The organism is Rhizobium leguminosarum bv. trifolii WSM2297, from assembly GCF_000271845.1.
Genome location: NZ_JH719394.1, coordinates 242,581 through 264,670, shown reverse-complemented (window position 1 = coordinate 264,670; position 22,090 = coordinate 242,581). Strand labels below are relative to the sequence as shown.

The 22,090-nt window shown below is 61.6% G+C and carries 20 protein-coding genes; 13 read left to right on the top strand and 7 right to left on the bottom strand.

The genetic code is table 11. The annotated features are described in order from the left end of the window. Positions 1-334: 334 nt before the first annotated feature. Together RLEG4DRAFT_RS15185 and RLEG4DRAFT_RS15180 are read right to left on the bottom strand one after the other, a co-directional pair. Complete coding sequence (locus RLEG4DRAFT_RS15185; protein ID WP_003577871.1) at positions 335-1,789, bottom strand: aldehyde dehydrogenase family protein; 1,455 nt, start codon at positions 1,787-1,789, stop codon at positions 335-337. After that, the gene (locus tag RLEG4DRAFT_RS15180) at positions 1,786-3,063 is read right to left on the bottom strand and encodes an NAD(P)/FAD-dependent oxidoreductase (protein WP_003577869.1); all 1,278 of its coding nucleotides are present in this window, start codon (positions 3,061-3,063) and stop codon (positions 1,786-1,788) included. The genes RLEG4DRAFT_RS15185 and RLEG4DRAFT_RS15180 overlap by 4 nt, the downstream gene beginning before the upstream one ends. A 273-nt stretch (positions 3,064-3,336) precedes the next feature. On the opposite strand from RLEG4DRAFT_RS15180, the gene RLEG4DRAFT_RS15175 reads away from it, so the two are divergent. Then, positions 3,337-4,056 carry a cupin domain-containing protein gene (locus tag RLEG4DRAFT_RS15175; RefSeq protein WP_003577867.1) on the top strand — a complete coding sequence of 240 codons (720 nt, stop codon included), beginning with the start codon at positions 3,337-3,339 and terminating at the stop codon, positions 4,054-4,056. A 78-nt stretch (positions 4,057-4,134) separates the two neighbouring features. Here the strand turns inward: RLEG4DRAFT_RS15175 and RLEG4DRAFT_RS15170 are convergent, their stop codons facing one another. From RLEG4DRAFT_RS15170 to argE, 3 genes are read right to left on the bottom strand one after another with little or no spacing between them, the layout of a single operon-like run. Then, on the bottom strand, positions 4,135-4,491 hold the full coding sequence (locus RLEG4DRAFT_RS15170) for a cupin domain-containing protein (RefSeq protein ID WP_003577865.1): 357 nt from the start codon (positions 4,489-4,491) through the stop codon (positions 4,135-4,137). A 14-nt stretch (positions 4,492-4,505) separates the two neighbouring features. Beyond that, the gene (locus RLEG4DRAFT_RS15165; RefSeq protein ID WP_003577861.1) at positions 4,506-5,429 is read right to left on the bottom strand and encodes a 2-hydroxyacid dehydrogenase; all 924 of its coding nucleotides are present in this window, start codon (positions 5,427-5,429) and stop codon (positions 4,506-4,508) included. Between the two features lie 16 nt (positions 5,430-5,445). After that, a complete protein-coding gene (argE, locus tag RLEG4DRAFT_RS15160) occupies positions 5,446-6,573 on the bottom strand; it encodes an acetylornithine deacetylase (RefSeq protein ID WP_003577859.1) in 1,128 nt (375 codons plus the stop codon). A 240-nt stretch (positions 6,574-6,813) separates the two neighbouring features. On the opposite strand from argE, the gene RLEG4DRAFT_RS15155 reads away from it, so the two are divergent. The 11 genes from RLEG4DRAFT_RS15155 to RLEG4DRAFT_RS15105 all read left to right on the top strand — a co-directional run bounded on the left by RLEG4DRAFT_RS15155 (position 6,814) and on the right by RLEG4DRAFT_RS15105 (position 17,842). After that, positions 6,814-7,689, top strand: a complete 876-nt coding sequence (locus tag RLEG4DRAFT_RS15155; protein WP_003577856.1) for a GNAT family N-acetyltransferase — start codon at positions 6,814-6,816, stop codon at positions 7,687-7,689. A 183-nt stretch (positions 7,690-7,872) separates the two neighbouring features. After that, positions 7,873-8,139, top strand: a complete 267-nt coding sequence (locus RLEG4DRAFT_RS15150) for a hypothetical protein (protein WP_003577854.1) — start codon at positions 7,873-7,875, stop codon at positions 8,137-8,139. Between the two features lie 122 nt (positions 8,140-8,261). Further along, positions 8,262-8,915, top strand: a complete 654-nt coding sequence (locus tag RLEG4DRAFT_RS15145; RefSeq protein ID WP_003577853.1) for a Rieske 2Fe-2S domain-containing protein — start codon at positions 8,262-8,264, stop codon at positions 8,913-8,915. After that, a complete protein-coding gene (locus RLEG4DRAFT_RS15140; protein WP_003577851.1) occupies positions 8,912-9,757 on the top strand; it encodes an aromatic ring-hydroxylating dioxygenase subunit alpha in 846 nt (281 codons plus the stop codon). The genes RLEG4DRAFT_RS15145 and RLEG4DRAFT_RS15140 overlap by 4 nt, the downstream gene beginning before the upstream one ends. Continuing rightward, a complete protein-coding gene (locus RLEG4DRAFT_RS15135; RefSeq protein ID WP_003577849.1) occupies positions 9,754-10,416 on the top strand; it encodes a glutathione S-transferase family protein in 663 nt (220 codons plus the stop codon). Before RLEG4DRAFT_RS15140 ends, RLEG4DRAFT_RS15135 begins: the two co-directional genes overlap by 4 nt. Position 10,417: 1 nt before the next feature. Further along, entirely contained in the window at positions 10,418-11,797 is a 1,380-nt protein-coding gene (locus RLEG4DRAFT_RS15130; RefSeq protein WP_003577848.1) for an amidohydrolase, read from the top strand. Between the two features lie 25 nt (positions 11,798-11,822). Beyond that, positions 11,823-12,920 carry a BMP family ABC transporter substrate-binding protein gene (locus RLEG4DRAFT_RS15125; protein WP_003577846.1) on the top strand — a complete coding sequence of 366 codons (1,098 nt, stop codon included), beginning with the start codon at positions 11,823-11,825 and terminating at the stop codon, positions 12,918-12,920. Positions 12,921-12,923: 3 nt separating this feature from the next. After that, positions 12,924-14,444 (top strand): ABC transporter ATP-binding protein, encoded by a 1,521-nt coding sequence (locus tag RLEG4DRAFT_RS15120; RefSeq protein ID WP_003577844.1) that lies wholly within the window; start codon positions 12,924-12,926, stop codon positions 14,442-14,444. Further along, a complete protein-coding gene (locus RLEG4DRAFT_RS15115) occupies positions 14,444-15,544 on the top strand; it encodes an ABC transporter permease (RefSeq protein ID WP_003577842.1) in 1,101 nt (366 codons plus the stop codon). The genes RLEG4DRAFT_RS15120 and RLEG4DRAFT_RS15115 overlap by 1 nt, the downstream gene beginning before the upstream one ends. Beyond that, entirely contained in the window at positions 15,541-16,452 is a 912-nt protein-coding gene (locus RLEG4DRAFT_RS15110) for an ABC transporter permease (protein WP_003577840.1), read from the top strand. The genes RLEG4DRAFT_RS15115 and RLEG4DRAFT_RS15110 overlap by 4 nt, the downstream gene beginning before the upstream one ends. Before the next feature lie 202 nt (positions 16,453-16,654). Beyond that, complete coding sequence (locus RLEG4DRAFT_RS15105) at positions 16,655-17,842, top strand: alpha-hydroxy acid oxidase (protein ID WP_003577838.1); 1,188 nt, start codon at positions 16,655-16,657, stop codon at positions 17,840-17,842. A 213-nt stretch (positions 17,843-18,055) separates the two neighbouring features. Here the strand turns inward: RLEG4DRAFT_RS15105 and RLEG4DRAFT_RS15100 are convergent, their stop codons facing one another. Together RLEG4DRAFT_RS15100 and RLEG4DRAFT_RS15095 are read right to left on the bottom strand one after the other, a co-directional pair. Then, on the bottom strand, positions 18,056-18,640 hold the full coding sequence (locus tag RLEG4DRAFT_RS15100; RefSeq protein ID WP_003577836.1) for a cysteine hydrolase family protein: 585 nt from the start codon (positions 18,638-18,640) through the stop codon (positions 18,056-18,058). A gap of 79 nt (positions 18,641-18,719) precedes the next feature. Further along, a complete protein-coding gene (locus tag RLEG4DRAFT_RS15095; RefSeq protein ID WP_171898204.1) occupies positions 18,720-21,107 on the bottom strand; it encodes a putative bifunctional diguanylate cyclase/phosphodiesterase in 2,388 nt (795 codons plus the stop codon). 104 nt (positions 21,108-21,211) lie between these two features. Between RLEG4DRAFT_RS15095 and RLEG4DRAFT_RS15090 the strand changes: the two genes are divergently transcribed. Further along, positions 21,212-22,018, top strand: coding sequence for a transporter substrate-binding domain-containing protein (locus RLEG4DRAFT_RS15090; RefSeq protein WP_003577832.1), 807 nt, complete (start codon positions 21,212-21,214; stop codon positions 22,016-22,018). Positions 22,019-22,090 lie beyond the last annotated feature (72 nt).

The following is a 22,090-nucleotide window of genomic DNA, read 5'->3' as shown; positions in this document are numbered from 1 at the left end:
CACCGTTTTAAATGAATTCCGTCTTGCGCCATTATCGCCGGCTTCGACGCGTTCCTGAGCCAAGTCTACCGAAACAGGACAAGCAGCATGCATCGACTGGGAGTGCTGCCGCGGTGGAAAATAACGTTTTGGGCGATGCGACAGTCATCTTCGGCTGTAACTTGGACCTCGATCGGCAAAGCTATGCGGAGCCATGAAATCCGGCGCCCGTCTGCAGGACGGTGCCAGATTGTTCTGACTGGTGTTATCGACGGTCGGCGCAGCAGGGGCGAGCATGCCGAATAGTTGGCCGCAATGGGATCCCGACGCGGCCTCGGGCCTTCGGCGTTGTGCTCTAGAAGTAACCGAGGATGGATTTGACTTCGAGGTATTCCAGCATGCCCTCAATGCCGAATTCGCGTCCATTTCCAGATTGTTTGAAGCCGCCGAAAGGCGCGTGTGGATCCCAGGCCGGATAGTTGAGATGCACTTGACCGCAGCGGATCTGTGACGCGACGTCCTTGACGACCTCTCTATTCCTTCCCTGCACATGCGCACCCAAGCCGTAGACGGTATGGTTGGCGATGGTGATGGCTTCCTCCACCGTGTCGTAGGGGATGAGGCAGAGAACCGGGCCGAAGATCTCCTCCTGGGCGATGCGCATGTCCGTTCGCACCTCCGAAAAAATCGTCGGTTTTACGTAGTACCCGGCATTCAGACCGGCGGGGCGACCCTCGCCGCCGGTAACGAGCGTCGCGCCTTCTGCGATACCGACGCCGATCATGGTTTGGATCCGATCGAACTGGGCGCGGTTGGCGATCGCACCGTGTGTGCTGGCTGTTGAGAGGGGATCACCGACCACGATCTCGTCTGCGGCTCTCCCGGCGATGGACTCGCTCTCGGACAATAGCGCGCGCGGCACGATCATACGCGTCGGCGCGCTGCATGACTGGCCGAGATTGCGGAAGGCAGCCGCTACGCCCATGGAAACGGCGCGATCGAGATCAGCGTCCGGCAGGATCACATTCGGCGACTTGCCGCCAAGCTCCTGCGCGACGCGCTTGACGGTCGGCGCGGCTGCCTGCGCCACCGCCACCCCGGCCCGGGTAGAGCCGGTAATCGAAATCATGTCGACATCCGGATGGCACGCGAGAGCCGAACCAACGCCGGAGCCGTCACCATTGACGAGGTTGAAGACACCTTTGGGGAAGCCGGCCTCCTCAATCGTCTCTGCAAACAACAGCGCGCTGAGAGGAGAAAGCTCGCTGGGCTTCAGCACGACCGCGCAGCCTGCAGCAAGCGCCGGCGAAACCTTGGCGGTGATCTGGTATAGCGGCCAGTTCCATGGTGTGATCAGTGCGCAGACGCCGATCGGTTCGTGGGCGATGGCGGTGTTGCCGCGCTGCTTGACGAAGGGAAAGGCTTCCAGCACTTCGCGAGCGACCTTGACATGGGCGATCGCCAGCGGCACCTGCGCGCTACGTGCATATCCGATCGCCGCGCCCATTTCGAGGCTCAGGCATTGTGCAAACAGTTCGCTGCGCGCTTCGAGCAGCACCTCTAGGCGATTAAGCAGACCTGCGCGGTATTCCGGCTTGGTACGGCTCCAGCTGACGAAGGCTCGCCGGGCCGCGGAAACCGCAGCGTCGACAACCTCACGGTTTCCGAGCGCAAAATGGGTCACCACCTCTTCCGTGGCAGGGTTCACCACGATGCCCTTGGCGGTGCCCCTGGGTTCGAGCCACTTGCCGTCGATGAAGAACCTTTCGAGACGATCGCTGCGGGACAGGTGTTCGAGAGGCGTGATCATCCGACGAGATCCTTCATGCGGTAATAGGCGCCGACGATGGGCAGGAACCATGGGTTTCCCGTATGCATCGGAACGGCGGGCCACGCGAAGCCGTCCAGCGGATTGCCGTCCTTGCGCCCCATCGCCATATTGGCCAGCGCATTCCCCATGAAGGTCGATAACTGGGCCCCGTGACCGGAATAGCCCATGCTGTAAATGACACCGTCTGCGCTGCCCGCGCGCGGATAACGGTCTTGCGTGCAGCCGACGAGTCCGCCCCAGCAATAGTCGATCTCGACGTCAGCAAGCTGCGGAAACATGCCGACCATCTGTTGGCGCAGAAGCTGGCCGGAGCTGACGTCGGTTTTCTGGTTGGACATGGCCGAAAACCGCGCCCTCCCCCCGAACAGCAAGCGGTTGTCGGGCGTCAGGCGGAAATAGTTGGAGATGTTGAGGGAATTGGTGAAGTTGCGGTTGCCCGGAATCGTCGCGGCGACCTCCTGCGGGGTGAGTGGGCGCGTCGCAATGATGAAGGAAGCGATCGGCATCAGCCTTCGGCGGAAATAGTTAAAGGCGCTTGGCGTATAGGCGTCGGTCGCCAGGATGACCTGGCGGGCGGTGAGCGAGCCGGTCGGCGTGATTAGCCGCCATCCATTCGCCACGCGCTCGCGGGCGGTGACCGGGTTCCGCTCCCAGATCGCCGCGCCATGGCGGCGGGCCGCATCCGCGATGCCGTTGGCGAAGCGTCCCATGTGCATCATCGCGGATTTCGGATAGAGAATCCCGCCATGGAAGGCATCCGATATAATCTCCTTGCGGAGGTCCTCACGTGTGAGCCATTCGGCTGACGGGTCGACCTCGCGACGGATTTCTTCGGACATTGCCTGCAGCTTGCCGACATGAGAGGGCTTCGAGGCAAGCTTGAGCTTGCCGCCCCTGCGGAAGTCGCAGGCGATCTTTTCTTCGTCGATGATCCGTTCGATCATGTCGATCGAATCGTCATAGGCCCGCCACAAGCGGCGCGCCCGGTCTTCCCCGAGATGCTGCTTGGCGGCGCCGAAGCTTGCGAAATGACCGCTGTTCAGGTGCCCGCCATTGCGGCCGGACGCACCGTACCCAACGTGTTCGGCTTCCAGCAGAGCGACCTTCACGCCGGCTTGCGCCAGCGTGCGCGCGGCGTTGAGCCCCGTGAAGCCGGCTCCGATCACCGCCGCCTCGAAATCTCCGGAGACGGGGTCGGCGAGGCCTCCGGCAAATGGGATCGAGGTATCATGCCAGTAGGACGCAAATTTCATTGGCGCATGCCTTTATACTCGTCTGATCCGATGCATGAAGTATATGCCGGCTTGGTTGGAGGGGGGCGGCGCAGGCGGCTTTGTTTCGCAACAATTGCCTGTGTTCGGGGCAGCAAACCACAGGATATTCTGTTTATGCGCCAACTCCGCTGCCCACCCGCGCAAGCCACAGATTAGGATTTGAGCAGAATTCGGTCCGCGGTGCTTCGAGGAACAATCCAAATGGCGCCAGCACCAAGCTTATGAATATCTCATCAAAATGGGAGCCCCACGATGACCGGTAAAACCATTCTCCTCTTCGAGGCGAAAAGCGGTTCCGCTCCGGAAGGCAAGCGAAGCACTTTGGGACCAGACGACATCTTCGGGGCCGGCCGCGATATCGTCTGGACCGCCTCGGGCGGGGTTTCCACCGGATCGGTCCATTGGGACGGAAAGATCTCGATCAGTCGCTTTCCCCATACGGAATGCTTGGTCGTCGTGGCAGGGCGTCTTGTCCTCTATTCGGGCGGCTCGACGTTTCATCTCACCTCCGGCGACAGCGTGGTCATCGGCCGGGGCGAGGACATCACGGCGGAGGCGGAAGCAGGCACGCGCTGGATCTTCTGTGCGACGACCGCGGCGACATCGAGTACGCAGGGCGTCGTGGTGATCGACAGCGGTGTGGCGCTTGCCGCCTCCGCGCCGCCTCCGGCGCAGTACGTGGAAGGGGACACGCCGCAGTGCCGTCAGTTCAGGGCATTTTCCGACGAAGCGGCCGGCTTTCGGGCTGGTGTCTGGGCGACGACGCCGCATGTTCGGCTGTCGCGTCCTCATCCCGTCCATGAATTGATGTACATTCTGGAGGGGCAGGCTGAGGTGGCCGATGCAGACGGGACGAAGACATCGGTCGGGCCTGGGGACGCGATTTTCGTCGACCGTGGCACGATCAACCGCCTGTCAATTCACGGCAACCTCAAGAAGATCTTTGTCATCGCCGAAGGCCTTGAGACTTAACCGGGATCAGCCGTCTCGCCTGCTTTAGCAGATGATAGAACAGGCGCGCCGACATTCGGGCGCGCCTGTCGGTTTCACTCAGTCGTAAACGCAGACATAGATCTTGCGCACGGTTTCGATGGTACGCCAGACGCCGACAAAACCAGGTTTCATCACAAAGCTGTCGCCGGCGCGGTAGGTCTTCGTCTCACCGTCCTTTTCGTCGATTTCGACGACACCTGAAAGGATGTGGCAGAATTCGTAGACGGTGCCCTTGATGGAATGGTGTTCGCCGGGCGTCGCTTCCCAAATGCCGGTGAGCACCTTCTCACCTTTTGAGGCATCCTGTGCCCAGGTCTTGTAGGCCGGGCTGCCCGAAATCAGCCGTTCGGCGTCCGGCACGGCCTGCTTTGGGGTGAAGCTCGGATCGGTATCGATGGTCAACAGAAGCGACATTTCTTTTTCCTCGTTTAGTAACCACGTGTCCGATCGACCATGCCGATCAGATTTTTGCCGGCGCGGTGGCGCCGAATATTTTCGATGACCGCGTGCGCCGCCGTTTCCGGCTGGGTGACGGAGGCGATGTGCGGCGTGATCGCCACTTTTGGATGATGCCAGAGTGGATGGTCCGCCGGCAGCGGCTCGGGATCGGTGACATCGAGCATTGCCGCGGCGAGACGGCCGCTATCGAGTGCCTCGATCAGTGCCGTCTGATCGAGGTGCGGCCCGCGACCCACATGCAACAGCCTGGCACCGGCCGGCAGCTGGGCGAAGAGTTCGGCGTTGAGAACGCCGCGCGTCTCGTCGGTCAGCGGCAGCAGGCAGACCAGAATGTCCGTCTCTGCCAGAAAATCGGTAAGTCCGTCCTTGCCATGATGGCAGGTGACCCCATCGATTTGCTTTTTGCTGCGGCTCCATCCTGCGAGGGGAAATTGGAACGGCTTCAATCGCTCGATCGCCGCCTGCGCAAGGATGCCGAGGCCGAGGAAACCTATTCTGCGCCGGGCGGCCTGCGGTGCGGCCAGCGCCTGCCAGGCCGACTGTTTCTGCAGTTCTCGGTAGGCGAGCATCTCGCGGTGGAGCGTCAGGACGCCAAGCGTGACGTATTCCTGCATCATCCGGATGATGCCATCCTCGACCATGCGCACGACGGCTATATGCGCCGGCACGCTGTCTTGTTCGAATTGATCGACGCCGGCGCCGATAGAAAACAGCACTTCCAAATTCCGGTAGCGAGAGATCTCGTCGGGGACTGTCCAGGTCAGCAGATAGCGTATCTTGTCCGGATCCACCGGTTGGCCCTGCCCGACGAATTCCAGATCCGGAAGCTCGCGCGCAAAAATCTCCCGGAAAATCGCACCGCGGGTTGCATCGGAGTTGAAGAGAAACGCCATGGAAAATTGCCTTCCTTCAGCCTCGGGCAAGATGGGCGCCGAGCGCCTCGATCATCGTCTGGCATGCTGCGAGCTCGCCAACTTCGATATATTCGTCAGGTCGGTGCGCACGGCCGATATCCCCGGGCCCGCAGATGATGGAATCGATGCCGGACTGCTGATAGAGCCCGGCTTCTGTGCCGTAGCTCACGGCGGCAAGCGGCTCCTGCCCGGTCAACTCCCTCAGCAGGGTTGCGAGTTGGCTGTCTTCGGGGAGCGCAAGTCCGGGGTAGGCGCTCAGCTCATGCCAGCCCACCTCGAATCCCTGGTCTCTGAGAGCAGTGAGTCTCGCTTTTACCGGGTCGAGCAGCGATGACGGTGAGATCCCCGGCACGGCGCGGACCTCGATATCTGCTGTGCAGCGATCCGGAATGATGTTGACCGATTGGCCGCCGGCAATGACGCCAACCTGCAGTGACGAGTAGGGCGGCGCGAAATCATGGTGAAAGGGGCCGCTCGTCAGGGACGTGCCGTATACGGCCACCTCTGTGATCAGATTGGCCATCGCATGAATGGCGTTTAGCCCGAGATCGGGGCGCGAGGAATGACCTGACCGCCCGATCACCTCCAGCCGGACGGCTGCCTTGCCCTTATGCCCTCGTACCGCCTGCATTCGGCTCGGTTCGCCGATGATCGCCCCGAGCGGGGCATTGCACAGCTTCGGCAGCGCCGCGATCAGATGCGGCACGCCGCGGCTGCCTGCCTCCTCGTCATAGGAGAAGGCAAGGTGGATCGGCCGCCGCAGGTTCATGGCGGCAAGCTTCGGCAATGCGGCCAGGGCGCAGGCGAGAAAACCCTTCATATCGCTGGCGCCGCGTCCATAAAGCCTGTCTCCCGCAGGGCGCAGGACGAATGGGTCGGAACTCCATTCCGGTTCGCCGGCCGGCACGACATCCATGTGCCCGGACAGAATGTAACCGCGGTCTTCCCGCGGTCCCACGGTCGCGAAAAGGTTGTATCGGTCCCCTTCAGGGCCAGGATGGATCGTGACATCGGCTCCCGCCTTTCGGCAGTAGTCGCCTATCCAGTCGGCAATCGCGCCGTTCGACGTTCCGACAACGGAGGGGAACGCGACCAGCCTCGCGAGAATATCGATGACGTTCATGGGTGACCAAGTTGCCTTTGGAGGGGTCCAGATGCTAACTAGCCTAAGCAAAGGCAGGAGTTTTGCCTGCTGAGTGGGGCCTCGGTTCAGCTGAAGATTTCGAATTGTTGCGGCGAACAAGCCAATCCTGCCGGCCTTCGTGTGCGATATTGTGACTTGGTTGCAATCGGCGCAGGATCAAAGACGCTGTCGACCTCCAGTGGAGTTTGGTGATCCGGCGAACGGAGCGGATACGCGAAAATGCAAAAATCAGTGCGGCTGAAATCGTTCGAATTGATTGCGCAGGATATCAACAGCGTCGATGTCAGCCTGCTTCACGCGCTGTCGATAGGCGTCGGCTGGCCGCACCGGCCCAAGGACTGGGATTTTCTGCGGCGCGCGGGCCGGGGCATCGTCGCCGTCGATGGGATCGGACGCGTCTTCGGAAGCGCGATGTGGTTTCCGCATGGGGACGATTTCGCCACGATCGGGCTGGTGATCACGTCGCCGCGCACGCAGGCGCAAGGGACTGGCCGATGGCTCATGGAGCAAGTGTTTGAGCAGTGCGGCGACCGCAATCTGAGCCTGAATTCAACCCACGCGGCTTACAGGCTTTATGTTTCTCTCGGCTTCACCAAGGAAGCGATTGTCTATCAATACCAGGGAGATGTCACGCCCAAGCTCCCTCCCCTGCCGGAACTGAACGGGCAGCTGAGCGAATTGTCAAATGACAATGTCGAGGAGATCAACGCTCTCGATACGCGCGTCTTCGGCACTGATCGCGGCAAGTTGCTTGCTTTGCTTGCGGAAGGTGCTGCCGTTTGCACACTCCGGCGGGGCGACGAAATCGTCGGCTATTCCATGTGCCGCGAGTTCGGACGCGGCCACGTGGTCGGTCCGATCGTGGCAAGCAACGATCAGGACGCCATCCATCTCGCAGCCGTGCATCTCAAGGATTTGGCAGGCCGTTTCGCGCGCGTCGATACGCGGGAGAAGGGTCTGTTCGCCGAGTTCCTTCAACAAAGCCGGCTTGCCGTCTCGGACACCGTGACGACCATGTCCAAGGGGCGGCCCTTCCTGCAAAGCAAAAACGGCGAACCGGTGGTGTATGGCTTGGCCGGCCATGCGTTAAGTTAGGCAGCATGGCGTCCTTACGGCGGTTGGCGAGCTCTGCACGACACCGCTGACGTGGAACGGAACCGTCGGGCAATGCCGCCGCAGGATTTTGCAAAGGAAACTCAAACGCCATATCCTCGCTTTGACGATGGCCCTTTCGCATTGTCATTCAGGCGCTATGGTGTTGGAAAAACAAGGGCGAGCATGGGACAAGATACAAGCCACCTCCGGGAGCGGATGACGATTGTCGGTGATCTCAAGGCTGCCTCCTTTGTCCCCTGGATCCGGCGCCATGCGGCCAAGCTCGGGCTCTCGCACAGCATATCTCATACGAGCTCGAAGAGGATCGATGTCGACGTTTCCGGACCCGAGGAATTGATCGACATGATGGAGGTCGGATGCTCTCTGGGGCCTATCGACGTGTGGGTGGAGAGCATAGAACGCACGGCGATCACCCGCGAAACGACTTGATGCCAAAGGCGGTTTTTTGCGATGTGCATATTATTTAACCATTATTGCCAATGCGAAATAACTATGCAAACGTGAGGCCTTGAGTTCGTTCTAAAACGTAGTATGGTTCAGGAAGTCTAGTCATGCCATCCGATCCGACCGGCTTTTGGACGCCAGTCGCCCTTTCCCGGGATCTGCCTGCCGCAACCGTCATGCCGGCCCGGACGGCATCTGGATCGATTGCTCTCTGGCGCAGCGCTTCGGGGCGTGTATCGGCATCGGCGGATCGCTGTCCGCACCGCGGCATGCGCTTATCTCATGGCTTCGTGCGCGGCGAGGCGCTTTCCTGCATCTATCACGGCTGGAGCTATGGCCAGGCCGGAAACTGTCTGCGCATTCCCGCCCATCCGGGACTGGCGCCGCCGGAAAGCATCCGTGTCGCCACCCATGAGGTTGAGGAAGCGGGCAGCGTGATCTGGGTGGCGGTCGGCACGCCGGCGTCGAAGCCGCCGAGGCTGGACGGCCTCATTCCCCTGCGCTCGCTGACGGCGTTTGCAGGCACTGCCGCGATCGAGGCGGCAGCCAGCGCGAAGGCGAATCCTGACGGTCTTATCGAGCTCGGCGCATCCACCGGCAGCCTCTGTCTGCTATTATCCGCCCAGGAGGATGGGCAGACGCTGATCCATGTGCTGCTGAGGGATGACGTCGGCCCTGCCGCGGCCATCGGCGCTTCGCGGGCTTGCGAAAGTCTGCGCCGCCGGGCTGAAGGTCTTCAGAAAAAGGAGATCGCGCAATGACCATGCAGGCGATGATCGACGAATGGTATCCGGTTGGGCTTTTCAGTCAGCTCGACAGCGCCGGTCGCAAGACGGCGCTGATGGGCGAGCCGATCGACGTGGCGAGCGACGCCGATGGCAATGCGCGGGTAACGGACGGCAACGGCCGTGTTCTGCCGGTGCGCCTACGTTACGGCCATGTCTGGTCTTCCCTCGGCGAGCCGAGGAAGGATATTTTCCCGATCCCCGAGGCCGACCAGCCCGGCCGCCGTTTCGTCGACGTCGGCGTGGTGCGGGTGCGCTGCTCGCCCCTGCGTGCCGTCGAGAACTTCCTCGACGTCGCCCATTTCCCCTTCGTCCACACCGACATTCTCGGCGCAGAGCCGCACACCGAGGTTCAGAACTACAAGGTCGAGATCCGCGAAAAGGAAGACGAAGTCTGGGCAACGCAGGTGAAGTTTTACCAGCCGCAGGCCGCCAAATCGGCAAGCGGTGGCATTACCACCGAATATATGTACCGCGTGCCCGCGCCGACCTGTTCCGTGCTCTACAAGACCTGTCCGCCGCGCCCGAGCGAATGGGATGTCATCACGCTCTTCGTGCAGCCGCTGGCCGAGGATCTGTGCGACGTCTGGCCGTGGATGGCGCTTTTCGACGACGAGACAGCGATGACCGACCTCATCCACTTCCAGCAGACGATCTTCCTGCAGGACCGTTCGATCCTCGAAAACCAGATCCCGCGGCTCCTGCCGCTCGATCCCGGCATGGAAATCCCGACGCGGGCTGATCTGACATCGATCGCCTATCGGCGCTGGCTGAAGCGTCACAATTATACCTATGGCGCACAGCTGGTGGCGCAATGAAGCTCTACGACTATATTCTCTCCCCCAGCTGCTACAAGGTGCGCCTGATGGCGGCGCTGACCGACGTGAAGCTTGAACTCCGCCCGGTGGATTTTCATCCCGGCGTCGAGCATCGCGGCCCCGAGCTTCTTGCCCTCAATCCGGCAGGCTCCATTCCGATCCTCGAGGATGGCGATCTGCTCCTGACCGAATCGTCGGCGATCCTCGTCTATCTCGCCGCCAAGGCAGCACCCGAATGGCTTGGCAGCGGCAAGGCCGAAGAAGCGGCAAAGGTGCAGCAATGGCTGTCGTTCTCCGGCCGGCTGACGGCAAGCCTCGGCGGCGCGCGGCTTCATGAAATGCTGCTGCGGCCGGGCGATATCGGCGCGCTGCAGGCCCAGGGTATTGCGGCGCTTCGCGAGCTTGAGGCCGGGCTTGTCGAGCAGGGTCTTCGCGGCATGCGCTTCCTTGCCGCCGACCGACCGACAATTGCCGACATCGCCTGCTTTCCCTATGTGGCGCTGGCGCCCGATGGGGGCGTCACGCTGGATGCGTATCCCGCCATCCGGCTCTGGTCGCGGGCGCTGCGCGCCCTTGACAAGTTTATTGAGATGCCGGGTATTCACAGGCTGCACGAATTGAAGCCCGAACCGCATATCGACGAACCGGGCGAGGCGTGACATGACCGGCTATCTCCTGAAGAACTGCGCGGCCGTGATCGTCGACGACGGCAAGCGGCTGGTCGTCCGTCGCAATGTCGATCTCCTCACGAGCGGTTCGGCGATTGTGGCGATCGGCGAAAATCTGGCGGCGAACGCGCTTCCCGCCGGCACGACCGTTCAGGATGCCGCCGGTTGGTTCGTCTATCCGGGCCTCGTCAACACCCACCATCATTTTTTCCAGTGCTTCGTGCGCAATCGCGCCGATCTCGACTGGACGAAGCTCTCGGTGATCGAGTGGCTGGACCGGATCTACCCGATCTTTTCGCAGCTCAACGAGGAAAGCTTTTACCACGCCTCCGTCACGGCGATGGCAGAGCTGATCAAACATGGCTGCACCACGGCTTTCGACCATCAATACAATTTTCCCCGCCACGCCGGAAAACGGCTGATCGACCGCCAGTTCGAGGCAGCCGAACTGCTCGGCATGCGCTTCCACGCCGGCCGCGGCGGCAATACCCTGCCGAAGTCGGAAGGCTCGACTATTCCCGACGAGATGCTGGAAACAACCGACGAATTCATCGCCGACTGCGCCCGGCTGATCGACACCTACCACGATGCCAGCCGCTTCAGCATGCGCCAGGTCGTGGTGGCACCCTGCCAACCGGTGAATTGTTATCGCGAGACCTTTGCGGAATCGGTGGCACTGGCGCGTGATCGCGGCGTCATGATGCACACCCATGTCGGCGAGGGCGAAAGCCCAGTCATTCAGGCCCGCTATGGCATGCGCACCGTCGATTATCTGGAAGAACTCGGCTTTGCCGGCCCCGACACATTCTATGCCCATTGCTGGGAGCTGACCCACGACGAGCTCAAGACGATGGCGGCGAGCGGAACCGGCGTGGCGCACTGCCCGGAGCCGGTCTATCTGGTCGGCGCAGAGGTGACCGATATTCCCGCCATGGCCGCCTTCGGCCTGCGCATCGGCCTTGGCTGCGACGGTGCTGCCTCCAACGACAATTCCAACCTGATGCACTGCCTGCATTCGGCTTACATGCTGCAGTGCCTCGTCTCCTCCAACCGCGCCCATCCCGTGCCGCCGCCGGCCGATTTCCTCGGCTTTGGCACGACAGGCGGCGCGAGCCTGCTCGGCCGGGACGATATCGGCCGGCTCGCGCCCGGCATGGCGGCTGACCTGTTTGCGATCGACACCCGCCGCATGGATTATGTCGGCACGCGGCACGATCCGCTGGGCCTGATTGCCCGCGTCGGCATCGGCATGGCAACGGATATGACGATGATCAATGGCCGCGTCGTCTGGCAGAAGGGCGAATTCCCCGGGCTCGACGAGGCCCAGCTGTCTGCCGATGCCGAGACTGTGCTCGCCGCCGTGAAATTCTAAGAACCAAAAAGAGGGAACTGAGATCATGACCAGACTGACCCGCAGAAACCTGATGACGGCCGTTGCCGCCACCGGCCTTGCCGGCGCGCTCGGCAGCCGCCTTGCTTTTGCCGCCGACCAGCCGCTCGGCATCACGCTTGTCGTCCCCTCGCCGATCGGCGATGTCGGCTGGGGGCATGCCCTTGCCGCAGGTCTCGAGCCGATCAAGGCCGCTTACGGCGACAAGGTGAAGGTCACCGTGCTTGAGAATATCGCCGAAGGCCCGGACGCCGACCGCATCATGACCAAGACCGTCGCTGACAGAAACAAGTTCCTGATTGCCGGCTCCTTCGGCTATCAGAACGGCGCCCTGCAGATCGCCCGCCGTGATCCGAGCGTCACGGTCCTGCATGCCTCCGGCTTCCAGGTGGCTCCGAATTTCTCACCCTTCGCCGCCAAATATTTCCAGGGCACCTATCTGCTCGGCATGGCAGCAGCAGCACTCAGCAAGACCGGCAAGCTCGGCTCCGTCTCGGCCTTTGCGATCCCGGAGCTCATTACCTCGATCAACGCCTTCACGCTCGGCGCTCAGGCCGTCAAGCCCGATATTGAAGTCTCGGTCGTCTGGGTCAATTCCTGGTTCGACCCGGCCAAGGAGCAGGAGGCAGCCAAGGCGCTGATCGCCCAGAAGTGCGACGTGATCTTCTCCAACGCCCAGGACACGCCGTCCGTCATCTCGGCCTGCGAAGAAGCCGGCGTCTACGCCTTCAACCTCAACTCGTCGATGAAGAAATATGCGCCGAAAACCTATCTCGGCTGCATCTCGACTGACTGGTCGCCGTTCTTCAAGGCGTCGGTCGATGCCCATCTCGCCGGTACGTTCAAGGGGGCCAATGCGTTCCTCGGCGTCGCCGACAAGGTCGTCGAAGTGGTCGACTGGAACCCGGCCATTCCGGCCGACGTGATGGCCAAGATCAAGGAGATCGAGGCAAAGATCGCCGACGACAGCTTCTCGCCCTTCACCGGGCCGATCACCAAGGCCGACGGCAGCGAAGGTGTCGCCTCGGGTGCAACCATGGCCGACCCCGAGATCATCGCCATGAATTGGCACGTCAAGGGCGTGTCGACGCCGCTGCCGAAATAACGCATGAGCACCCCGCTCCTGTCGCTGCGCGGCATTTCGAAAAGCTACGGCCAGATCCACGCCAATCAGGCGATCGATCTGGACGTTGCTCCGCAATCGATCCATGCGATCCTCGGTGAAAACGGGGCGGGAAAATCGACGCTGATGAAGCTGATCTACGGCGTCGAGCAACCGGACGACGGAGACGTCATCTGGGAAGGAACACCGTTGCGACTGACCTCCCCAGCGGAGGCGAGGCGCAAGGGCATCGGCATGGTCTTCCAGCACTTTTCGCTGTTCGAGACCCTGACGGTCATCGAGAATATTCAGCTGGTGGTGCCCGGTCGGAAGGCTGATCTCAAGGAACGTATCCGGACGCTTGGCCGGGAGTTCGGCCTCGAGGTCGATCCGCTTGCCCATGTGCATGCGCTGTCCGTCGGCGAGCGGCAACGCGTGGAGATCATCCGAAGCCTGATGACCAATCCGAAGCTGCTGATCCTTGACGAGCCCACCTCCGTCCTGCCGCCGCAATTGGTGGAGAAGCTTTTCGACACCCTGCGTCGGCTGCGCGACGGCGGCGTTTCCGTTCTGCTGATTTCCCACAAGCTCGAAGAAATCCGGGCGATCTGCGACCGGGCGACGATCCTGCGCGGCGGACGCGTGACCGGGGATGTCGATCCGCGCGAACATGATGCCCATGACCTTGCCCGGATGATGATCGGCCGCGATATGCCCGCACCCATTTCGGCGCTGCCGCTGTCCGGCGGGGAAAAGCGGCTGGAGATCATCGGTCTGGACCACCAGCCCGATGATCCCTTTGCGGTGCCGCTCTCCAGCCTCAGTCTCGAAGTGCGTGCCGGCGAAATCCTCGGGATCGCCGGTATTTCGGGCAACGGCCAAAGCGAGCTCGCCGCGCTGATTTCAGGCGAGACCATGCTGGGGCGCGAACAACGCGACCGGATCTATATGATGGGGGCGGATGTCGGCAGGCTCGATGCCGCGGCGCGGCGCAAGCTCGGATTTGCCTTCGTTCCGGAAGACCGGCTCGGCCGCGGCGCCGTACCGGAAATGTCGCTCGTCCTCAACAGCCTGCTGACGGCTCATCCGCTCAAACTTTTGCGGCGTGGTCTGATCGAAAGGGCGCGGGCGATGGCTTTCACCAAGGATTGTATCGGTCAGTATGATGTCCGCACGCCCGGCCCGGAAGCGGAAGCCGGCACCCTGTCGGGCGGCAACCTGCAGAAATTCATCGTCGGCCGCGAAATCATGCTGTCTCCGAAATTGCTTTTCGCGGCACAGCCGACATGGGGCGTCGATGTCGGCGCAGCTTCGGCCATCCGCAGCCGCCTGATCGCATTGCGCAATCAGGGCATGGCGATTCTCGTCATTTCCGAAGAGCTCGAAGAATTGTTCGAGCTCTGCGATTCCATCCAGGTGCTGCATCATGGCCGGCTCAGCCCGGCGCTCGCAACGCGGGACACGAAGCCCGAGGAGATCGGCCGATATATGATCGGGGCACACGTCTCGCCCGAGAAAGTTCAATAATGAGCGTTTGGTTTTCTGATTTCGTTCCCACCCTTGTCCGCCGGGAGCATGCCTCGCTTGCCGCGGCGCTCTGCGCCCCCATTATTGCGCTGGGGGGTGCGATCGCACTCAATCTCGGCCTTTACGTTTTGATGGGCCGCGACCCTGTCGCGGTCGTCCATGCAATGCTTTTCGAGCCCTTCCTCTCATGGGCCTCATTTTCGGAAGTGCTGTTAAAGGCTGGGCCCCTCCTCCTCATCGCCCAGGGTCTGGCAATCGGCTTTCGCGCCAAGGTTTTCAATATCGGCGCCGAAGGCCAGTTTATCCTTGGCGCGATCTTTGCCTCCGCCATTCCGGTCTGGTTTCCCCAGGCGACGGGCCAGTGGATCTGGCCGGCGATGCTGCTTTTAGGCGCCATCGGCGGCGCGATTTGGGCCTCTCTTACCGCCTTCTGGCGCGTACGCCTCAATGCCAACGAGATCCTCGTTTCGCTGATGCTGAGCCTCGTTGCCGCGCAGTTGTTGAACTATCTGCTGCTCGGGCCCTGGAAAGATCCGAACGGCTTCAATTTCCCCCAGTCGGTAATGTTCCAGTACGATGCGATGGTGCCGACCCTGATTGCCGGGACTCGCGTCAACGTCTCCTTCCTCATCACCCTCGGTTTGTCGGTTGCGGCGTGGGTCTTCATGCAGAAGAGCTTCATCGGCTATAAGCTGCAGGTCGGCGGCCTGGCGCCCCGGGCTGCCGGCTACGCCGGCTTCAGGGAAGGTTGGGCGATCTGGCTTTCGCTGCTGATCGGCGGTTTTGCTGCCGGTCTTGCCGGCGCCGCCGAAGTTGCCGGTCCGCTCGGCCAGCTGCAGCGTTCGGTCGCGAGCGGTTATGGTTATGCGGCCATCATCGTCGCCTATCTCGGCGGCCTGCATCCAATCGGCATCGTGGTCTCGGCGCTGGTCATGGCGGTCATCTATATCGGCGGCGACAATGCCATGGTCTCGGCCGGCCTGCCGATCGCCGCTGTCCGTGTCTTCCAGGGTAGTCTGCTGCTCGCCTACCTGATCGCCGTCGCCTTCGTGCGTTACCGTCTTGAATGGCGCCGCACCGCCCAGCGGAGCCTGCCATGAACGCCATCGAGTTCATTCTTGCCGGCATGCTTGCGGCTGCGACACCCTTTCTTCTCGCAGCCCTCGGCGAATTGGTGGCCGAGCGCGCCGGCGTCCTCAATCTCGGGGTCGAGGGATTGATGGCCCTTGGCGCCGTGCTCGCCTTCATCGTCGTTTACCACGGCGGCGGACATCTTCTCGGCTTCATCGTCGCGGGGCTCGGCAGCGCCGCCCTTTCGCTGCTCTTTGCCTTCGTCACGCTCGGGTTCCGGGCAAACCAGGTGGCCACCGGCCTTGCCATCGGCATTCTTGGCCAAGGCCTCTCGGCCCTCTTCGGCAAAACCTATGAAAGCCTGACGGTCAGGGGTCTTCCGAAGCTTGCTCTTCCAGCGCTGTCGGAACTGCCGGTGATCGGCGGTCTTTTCGTCCAGGACATCGTCGTGTGGATCTCGCTCGCCGCGACCCTCGCTCTTTGGGCCATACTTGCCTACACCAAGCTTGGTCTCATCGTCCGCGCCGTCGGCGAGAACCCGAAGGCCGCCCACGCCATCGGCTATTCGGTGATATCGGTCCGTATCCTCGCCATCGCCTTCGGCGGCGCAATGGCCGGCTTCGCCGGCGCCTATGCTGCGGTCGTCTACACGCCGCTCTGGGCCGACGGGATGATCGCTGGACGCGGCTGGATCGCTATCGCCCTCGTCGTCTTCGGGACCTGGCTCACCGGTCGCATCTTCCTCGGCGCCTGCCTCTTCGGTGCGGTCTCGCTGATGGGCCTTGCAGCCCAGGCAACCGGACTGAACGTTCCCTCGCAATTGCTGTCGAGCCTGCCCTATCTCGTCACGATCATCGTGCTCGGTATCATCTCCGCCGACCGTCGCCTGCTGAAACTGAACGGTGTCGCTTCGCTCGGCGAACCATTCGAGCGATAGAGCATCGTGCGGTCTGTTGATTACCGCCGGTATGCTGGTAACTTTGATACTTCCGTCCATTCGGAAGGGTCGCAAGGAAGCATTCGAGGCAAGCGAAGATTGAAGCTGCGGGGAGGCACATAGTCCGCAGCGGTGGGATGCAAAGGCATCCACCGCCCTCTCCCAGAAGACAAATTCGTCTGTCATCCAACGGAGCAAGCCCATGAAAGAAAGCAGCCTCGACTCCCGTCGGTCGACCCGGCTGGCGCAGGCTATGCTATGCCTCGATGACTTCGAGCCTAAGGCAAAACGGCATCTGCCAAAGCCTCTCTACGGCTATATTGCCGGTGGAAGCGAAACCAACACATCGTTGCGGAACAATGTCGAAGCCTTTCGGGCCTATGCGTTGAGACCGCGTGTTCTCCAGGACGTCTCGACGCGAAGCACGGAAACCACCTTATTCGGTCAGACTTATGCCGCACCCTTCGGTATCGCTCCAATGGGAATCAGCGCGCTGATGGCCTATCGCGGCGACATTGTCCTTGCAGCTGGCGCAGCGCAGTTCGGGATTCCGATGATCATGAGCGGATCCTCGCTCATTCGGCTCGAAGAGGTTGCCGCCGCGGCGCCCGCGACCTGGTTCCAAGCCTACCTGCCCGGAGAGCCAGAACGCATCGATGCGCTGGTAGACCGCGTTGCTGCGGCAGGCTTTACCACCTTGTTGCTTACCGTCGATACGGCCGTTCTCCCGAACCGGGAAAACAATATTCGGGCTGGCTTCTCGACGCCTTTGCGGCCCAGCCTTGCTTTGGCTTGGCAAGGTGTTTCGCACCCGCAATGGACCATCGGCACATTTTTGCGCACGATCGCGCGCCACGGCATCCCGCATTTTGAAAACTCCTACGCAACCAGAGGCGCACCCATCATCGCCTCGAATGTCACGCGGGACTTTGGCCGAAGAGACCATCTCAACTGGAGCCATCTCGAGCGCATCCGCAACCGTTGGAGCGGCAAGCTGATCGTCAAGGGTATTCTTCATCCAGACGATGCAGCGCGGGCCGCTGAGACAGGGGCGGACGGCGTGATCGTCTCCAATCACGGTGGCCGCCAGCTCGATGGCGCCATCTCTCCCCTGGCGGCGCTTCCCGAGATCGTCGAACGTCTGGGCGACAGGATCCCAATCATGATCGATGGCGGCTTCCGCCGCGGAACTGATGTTATCAAGGCCTTGGCGCTGGGAGCACGTTTCGTCTTTGTCGGCCGGCCGTTTCTCTATGCGGCTGCTGTAGCCGGTCTGCCCGGCGTATTGAGGGCGGCAGACATCCTAAAGACGGAACTCCATAGCGACATGGCTCTGCTTGGCGTTACGACAATCGAGCAAGTTTCAAGCGGCCACCTCGTTCCGACTTGACGAGACAAGCCGTGATCTCTCGCCGAAAAGCCCTGGATGCGGCCAGACGGCCAGGACCTTCCCGTGCTCTCTGAGAAAGCATTCTGGGTGACGGGGCAATTGGCATGTGGATGACCATACCGGCGATCGGCATGGCGATCTTCAACCCCGCTATGCCCCGCAAAACTTCGTCGTTTCGCGTGTAACTGGGAATGCGCTGACTGGGCAGCTGTTTCAACCAAAGCTCCGCAAAAATTCTTCGGTTTGCATAAGTTCGAGCTGCACGGAAAAGCGGTCGTGCAGGAGTTCGATCGAGGCGTCATAGGTGTCGTCGGCGCTGCTGCAGACGGCGTCTTTCAGCACGATGACACGATAGCCGAGATCAATGGCGCCGAGCGTGGTGGCAAGCACGCAGACATCGGTTTCACCGCCGGTGATCACAAGGGTATCGACCCGCTCCGACTGAAGGACCGGATGAAGGCGGCCGTCGATCCAGGGGGAATAAGTGCGTTTGTCGAAGTGCCTTGCCGGCGGAACCAGCGACGCCAGTGGTGCGGCCAGATCGATGAAGCCGCGCGGAAGGTGCTCGCCGGTCATCATCCACCATTTCCGGTAATATTCACGCCATTTGCCCGGCATGTCGTCGGCATGTTCGGGCGGCAGGAAGCGGGTGAAGATCGTTCGGGACGGGTGCCGGCCGGCCAGTTCCTCGATCTGCCGAGAGATCCGCGCCATCCAGGGAACGTGCCAAGGTGTGTCTTCGGCAAACATTCGCTGCATATCGACGCAGAGGTGCCGCCACTCGCCGATCTCGCCCATCACATCCTCCGTTCGGTCTTCGGGCGTCAACCGCCGCCCGCGGCGAAAGTTCCCGTGACCCGTGGAAGATCGGAAGCCCTCAGGCGACGGCGCCTGAAGCGGTCGTCAGCAATCCGCCGGCGCTCTCAGGCTCGCGGAAACAATCAAGTTCGCGCAGCGGAACCGGCTTGGAGAAGAAATAACCTTGAAGGTCGGTGCAGCCGAGGGCGGCCAGGAAGTCGCGTTGATATTCGGTTTCAACCCCTTCCGCCGTCGTCGAGATACCGAGGTTCCGGCTGAGTGCGACGATGGCGCCGATGATCGCTGCCCCGTTGGCTTTTGTGCCGAGCAGCGAGACGAACGAGCGATCAATCTTGATGCGGTCGATGTCGAAGCGCATCAGGTGGCTGAGGCATGAAAAGCCCGTTCCGAAATCATCGAGCGAAATCTGAACTCCTTGGCTGCGCAGCGACTTCAGCACCGAATAGACGTCCGAGTTGTCCTCGATGAGCGAGGACTCGGTAAGCTCGAGCTCGAGCCGGGATGGCGGCAGTCCGCTCTCTTCAAGCACGGCGAAGACTTCCTCGGCAAAATTCGGCCGTCTCAACTGGGCGGGAGACACGTTGACCGCAACAAACGTATGCTCAGGCCATTTGCAGGCGGTTCGGCAGGCTTCGCGCAGTACCCAGAAACCGAGAGCGTCGATGAGACCGCCTTCCTCGGCGACAGGGATGAAGCTGGCGGGCGTCAACAACCCGCGCTGGCTGTGACGCCAGCGCACGAGAGCCTCCGCACCCGACGCGGCGTATCCGCCCTCGGCGCGGTGCACCGTCTGGTAATAGACCTCGAGCGATCCGAAGTCCGGCCTGGCTGCAATGGGATCCGACTGTGGGCCAGCGGGTGAAGCCGCGCCTTTGGCTAGAACTTCGCGCAATTCGTTCTTGAGAATGTCGCGCGCGTTCCTGCCGCCGTCCATGGACGGTGAATAGAGGCGCCATTGACCTCTCCCGCCCATCTTTGCCTCGTAGAGCGCGACATCGGCGTAACGCATGATGTCGTCGGCATTCCGGCCGGCATCCGGGACGACGGTCACGCCGATCGAGCCGCCGACGCGGGCGACTGCCTCGCCGCGCAAAAGCGGGAAGGGCTTGCCAAGTTCGGCAACGATCGCTTCGCATATCGCCGGCAAAACTTGATCATGAGCTTTAATGTCCCTCAGAAGCAGGGCAAATTCGTCCCCTCCGAGCCGGGCAAGCGTGTCGCCTGGGCGCAGGATGGAGCGGATCCGCTCCGCAGCCATCCTGATGAGTTCATCGCCGGCTGCGTGGCCGAACGTGTCGTTCACGGCTTTAAAGCGGTCGAGGTCGAGAAGCGCAACGGCCGAGCGCTCGGCCGAATTCCGCGTCTCGGCCAGGCACTCGTCGAACCGCATCGCGAACAAGGCGCGATTGGGAAGGTCGGTCAGCACATCGTGCAAGGCAAGCTGTCGTGCATGCAGTTCGCTTTTCTTCAACTCGCCGAGACTGCTTCTGAGGCGCACCAGCAGAACCGAGAACAGGACTGCGATCACCAGGGCCGCGATCGACAGCGCCGGCATCAAACGGCCGATGACCCTCGAACCCGGAAGGTCCGGCCGCCAGACGATGAAACCGATCGGTTCACCGTTTGCCGTCGCATCGATCTGAAACGCAACCTCGTTCTCGTCGGCATCGGCGGTGCGCGCGAAGCGTGCGCCGTTGAGCCCCTGTTGTCGGCTCAGCTCGTCGAGCGCCGCACCATCGATAAACCGAACGACGATCAGGAATTGCCGCATCGGCTGCCGCCGTCCCTGACCGCTGTCGTTGATGGCGACGACGCCGACGATCGTCGGGCGACCTTCGAGCCGCATCAGATTGGCCAACGCACGGTTGGAGCCGGCTGCGCTTGCAAGGCGGCTTTCCATCGACGACGGCGTTCGTTCTGACGTCGTCCCTTGTCTGCCCCCCAGGCGGGCATCCTGAAGGAGAGGCAAAAACAGAGGCTTCATCCAGCGATAACGCTTTTCCGTCTGGGCGTCCGCCAGCATGAGCAGTTGGGCCTTCTCGTCGACGACGAAAGCCTGGTCGTAGCCGAAGGCGGACATTGCGGTCTGGCTGATCGCACTGCCGGCTGCCGCCGTCAGGACGGCATCGAGGCTGGAAGAACCGCCGGTTGACCGGGCGGCAGGATAGACCCGTGTGAGGTAGCCGTTGCCGAACTGGCCGATAACATGCGCGACTTGATCGACCTGCTCCCGCAGGCGCGCATTCACGAGATGGCGCTGGCGATCAAGTGCGGCAGCGTCGCTCTCGGTTCCTGCCCAGAGCGCCGAAAGCACGACCAGTCCAATCGCTCCAAGCCCGCTGACGGCGATCAGAAAGAGAATTCTTCCCGAGGCGATCCAGGATTGCTGAAACGTATTGGAGCTGGAAGGAACGACGATGTGCAAGCCTGGACCCCTGAACACCACGATACGGGCGCATGCGTCGACGCTAACAAAGAAGCGTTCACGTAGAATTAAAAGCTACGGCGCACTATGGGCGAGATCGAATACGGCCCAAGGAGCTCCCGACGATGCTGCGCATATCCCTTCAGACTATGTTGCGCGGAGTGCTGATGGCGGGGGGCTTGGGTATGGTATTGGCCGCGGCCTCGCCAATCCAGGTGGCCGCGCAAGATCGCACGCCGATGCGCATTGCCGTCGAAGGCGCATTTCCGCCCTTCAATTATCTCGACGCAAACAACAAGCTTCAGGGCTTCGACATCGATATTGCCAATGCGCTTTGCGAAGTCGGCAAATTCGAATGCCAATTCATCATCGAGAAGTGGGACGACATGATCCCCGATCTCGTCGGCGATAAATACGACGCGATCATCTCCTCCATGTCGATGAGCCTCGAGCGCCGCCAAAAGGTTGCCTTCACCGAAAAATACTACAACAGCCCCTCCGTGTTCATCGCTCGGAAGGATTCGCCGATCAGTGATGTCAGCCCCGCTGGCCTCAGCGGCAAGATACTCGGGGTTACGTCGTCGACGGCGCAGGAATCCTACGCCAACCATCTCTATCCGGAGATGAAAAAGAAGGTCTTCCGGTCTTCGCCTGAATTGTACAAGGGGTTGTCGGACGGCAGCGTCGATATCATCCTGGAGGACAAACTCGCCATATACGACTGGATCGCCAACACCAAGGCGGGAACCTGCTGCGAGTTCAAAGGACCGGATCTGGTCGATATCACATACTTCGGTGAAGGTGCCGGCATCGCGCTGCGCCTGGATGACAAGGAGCGTCTTACGCACTTGAACGAAGCGTTGGAGAGCATCAAGGCGGACGGGACCTATGACATGATCAACGCAAAATATTTCCCGTTCAGCATCCAGTAGTTTTGCCGGCGACTTCTCTTGATTAAGAGATTCAAAATGTTACAGCGCCGCGCGTCTGAAAAGACACGCGGC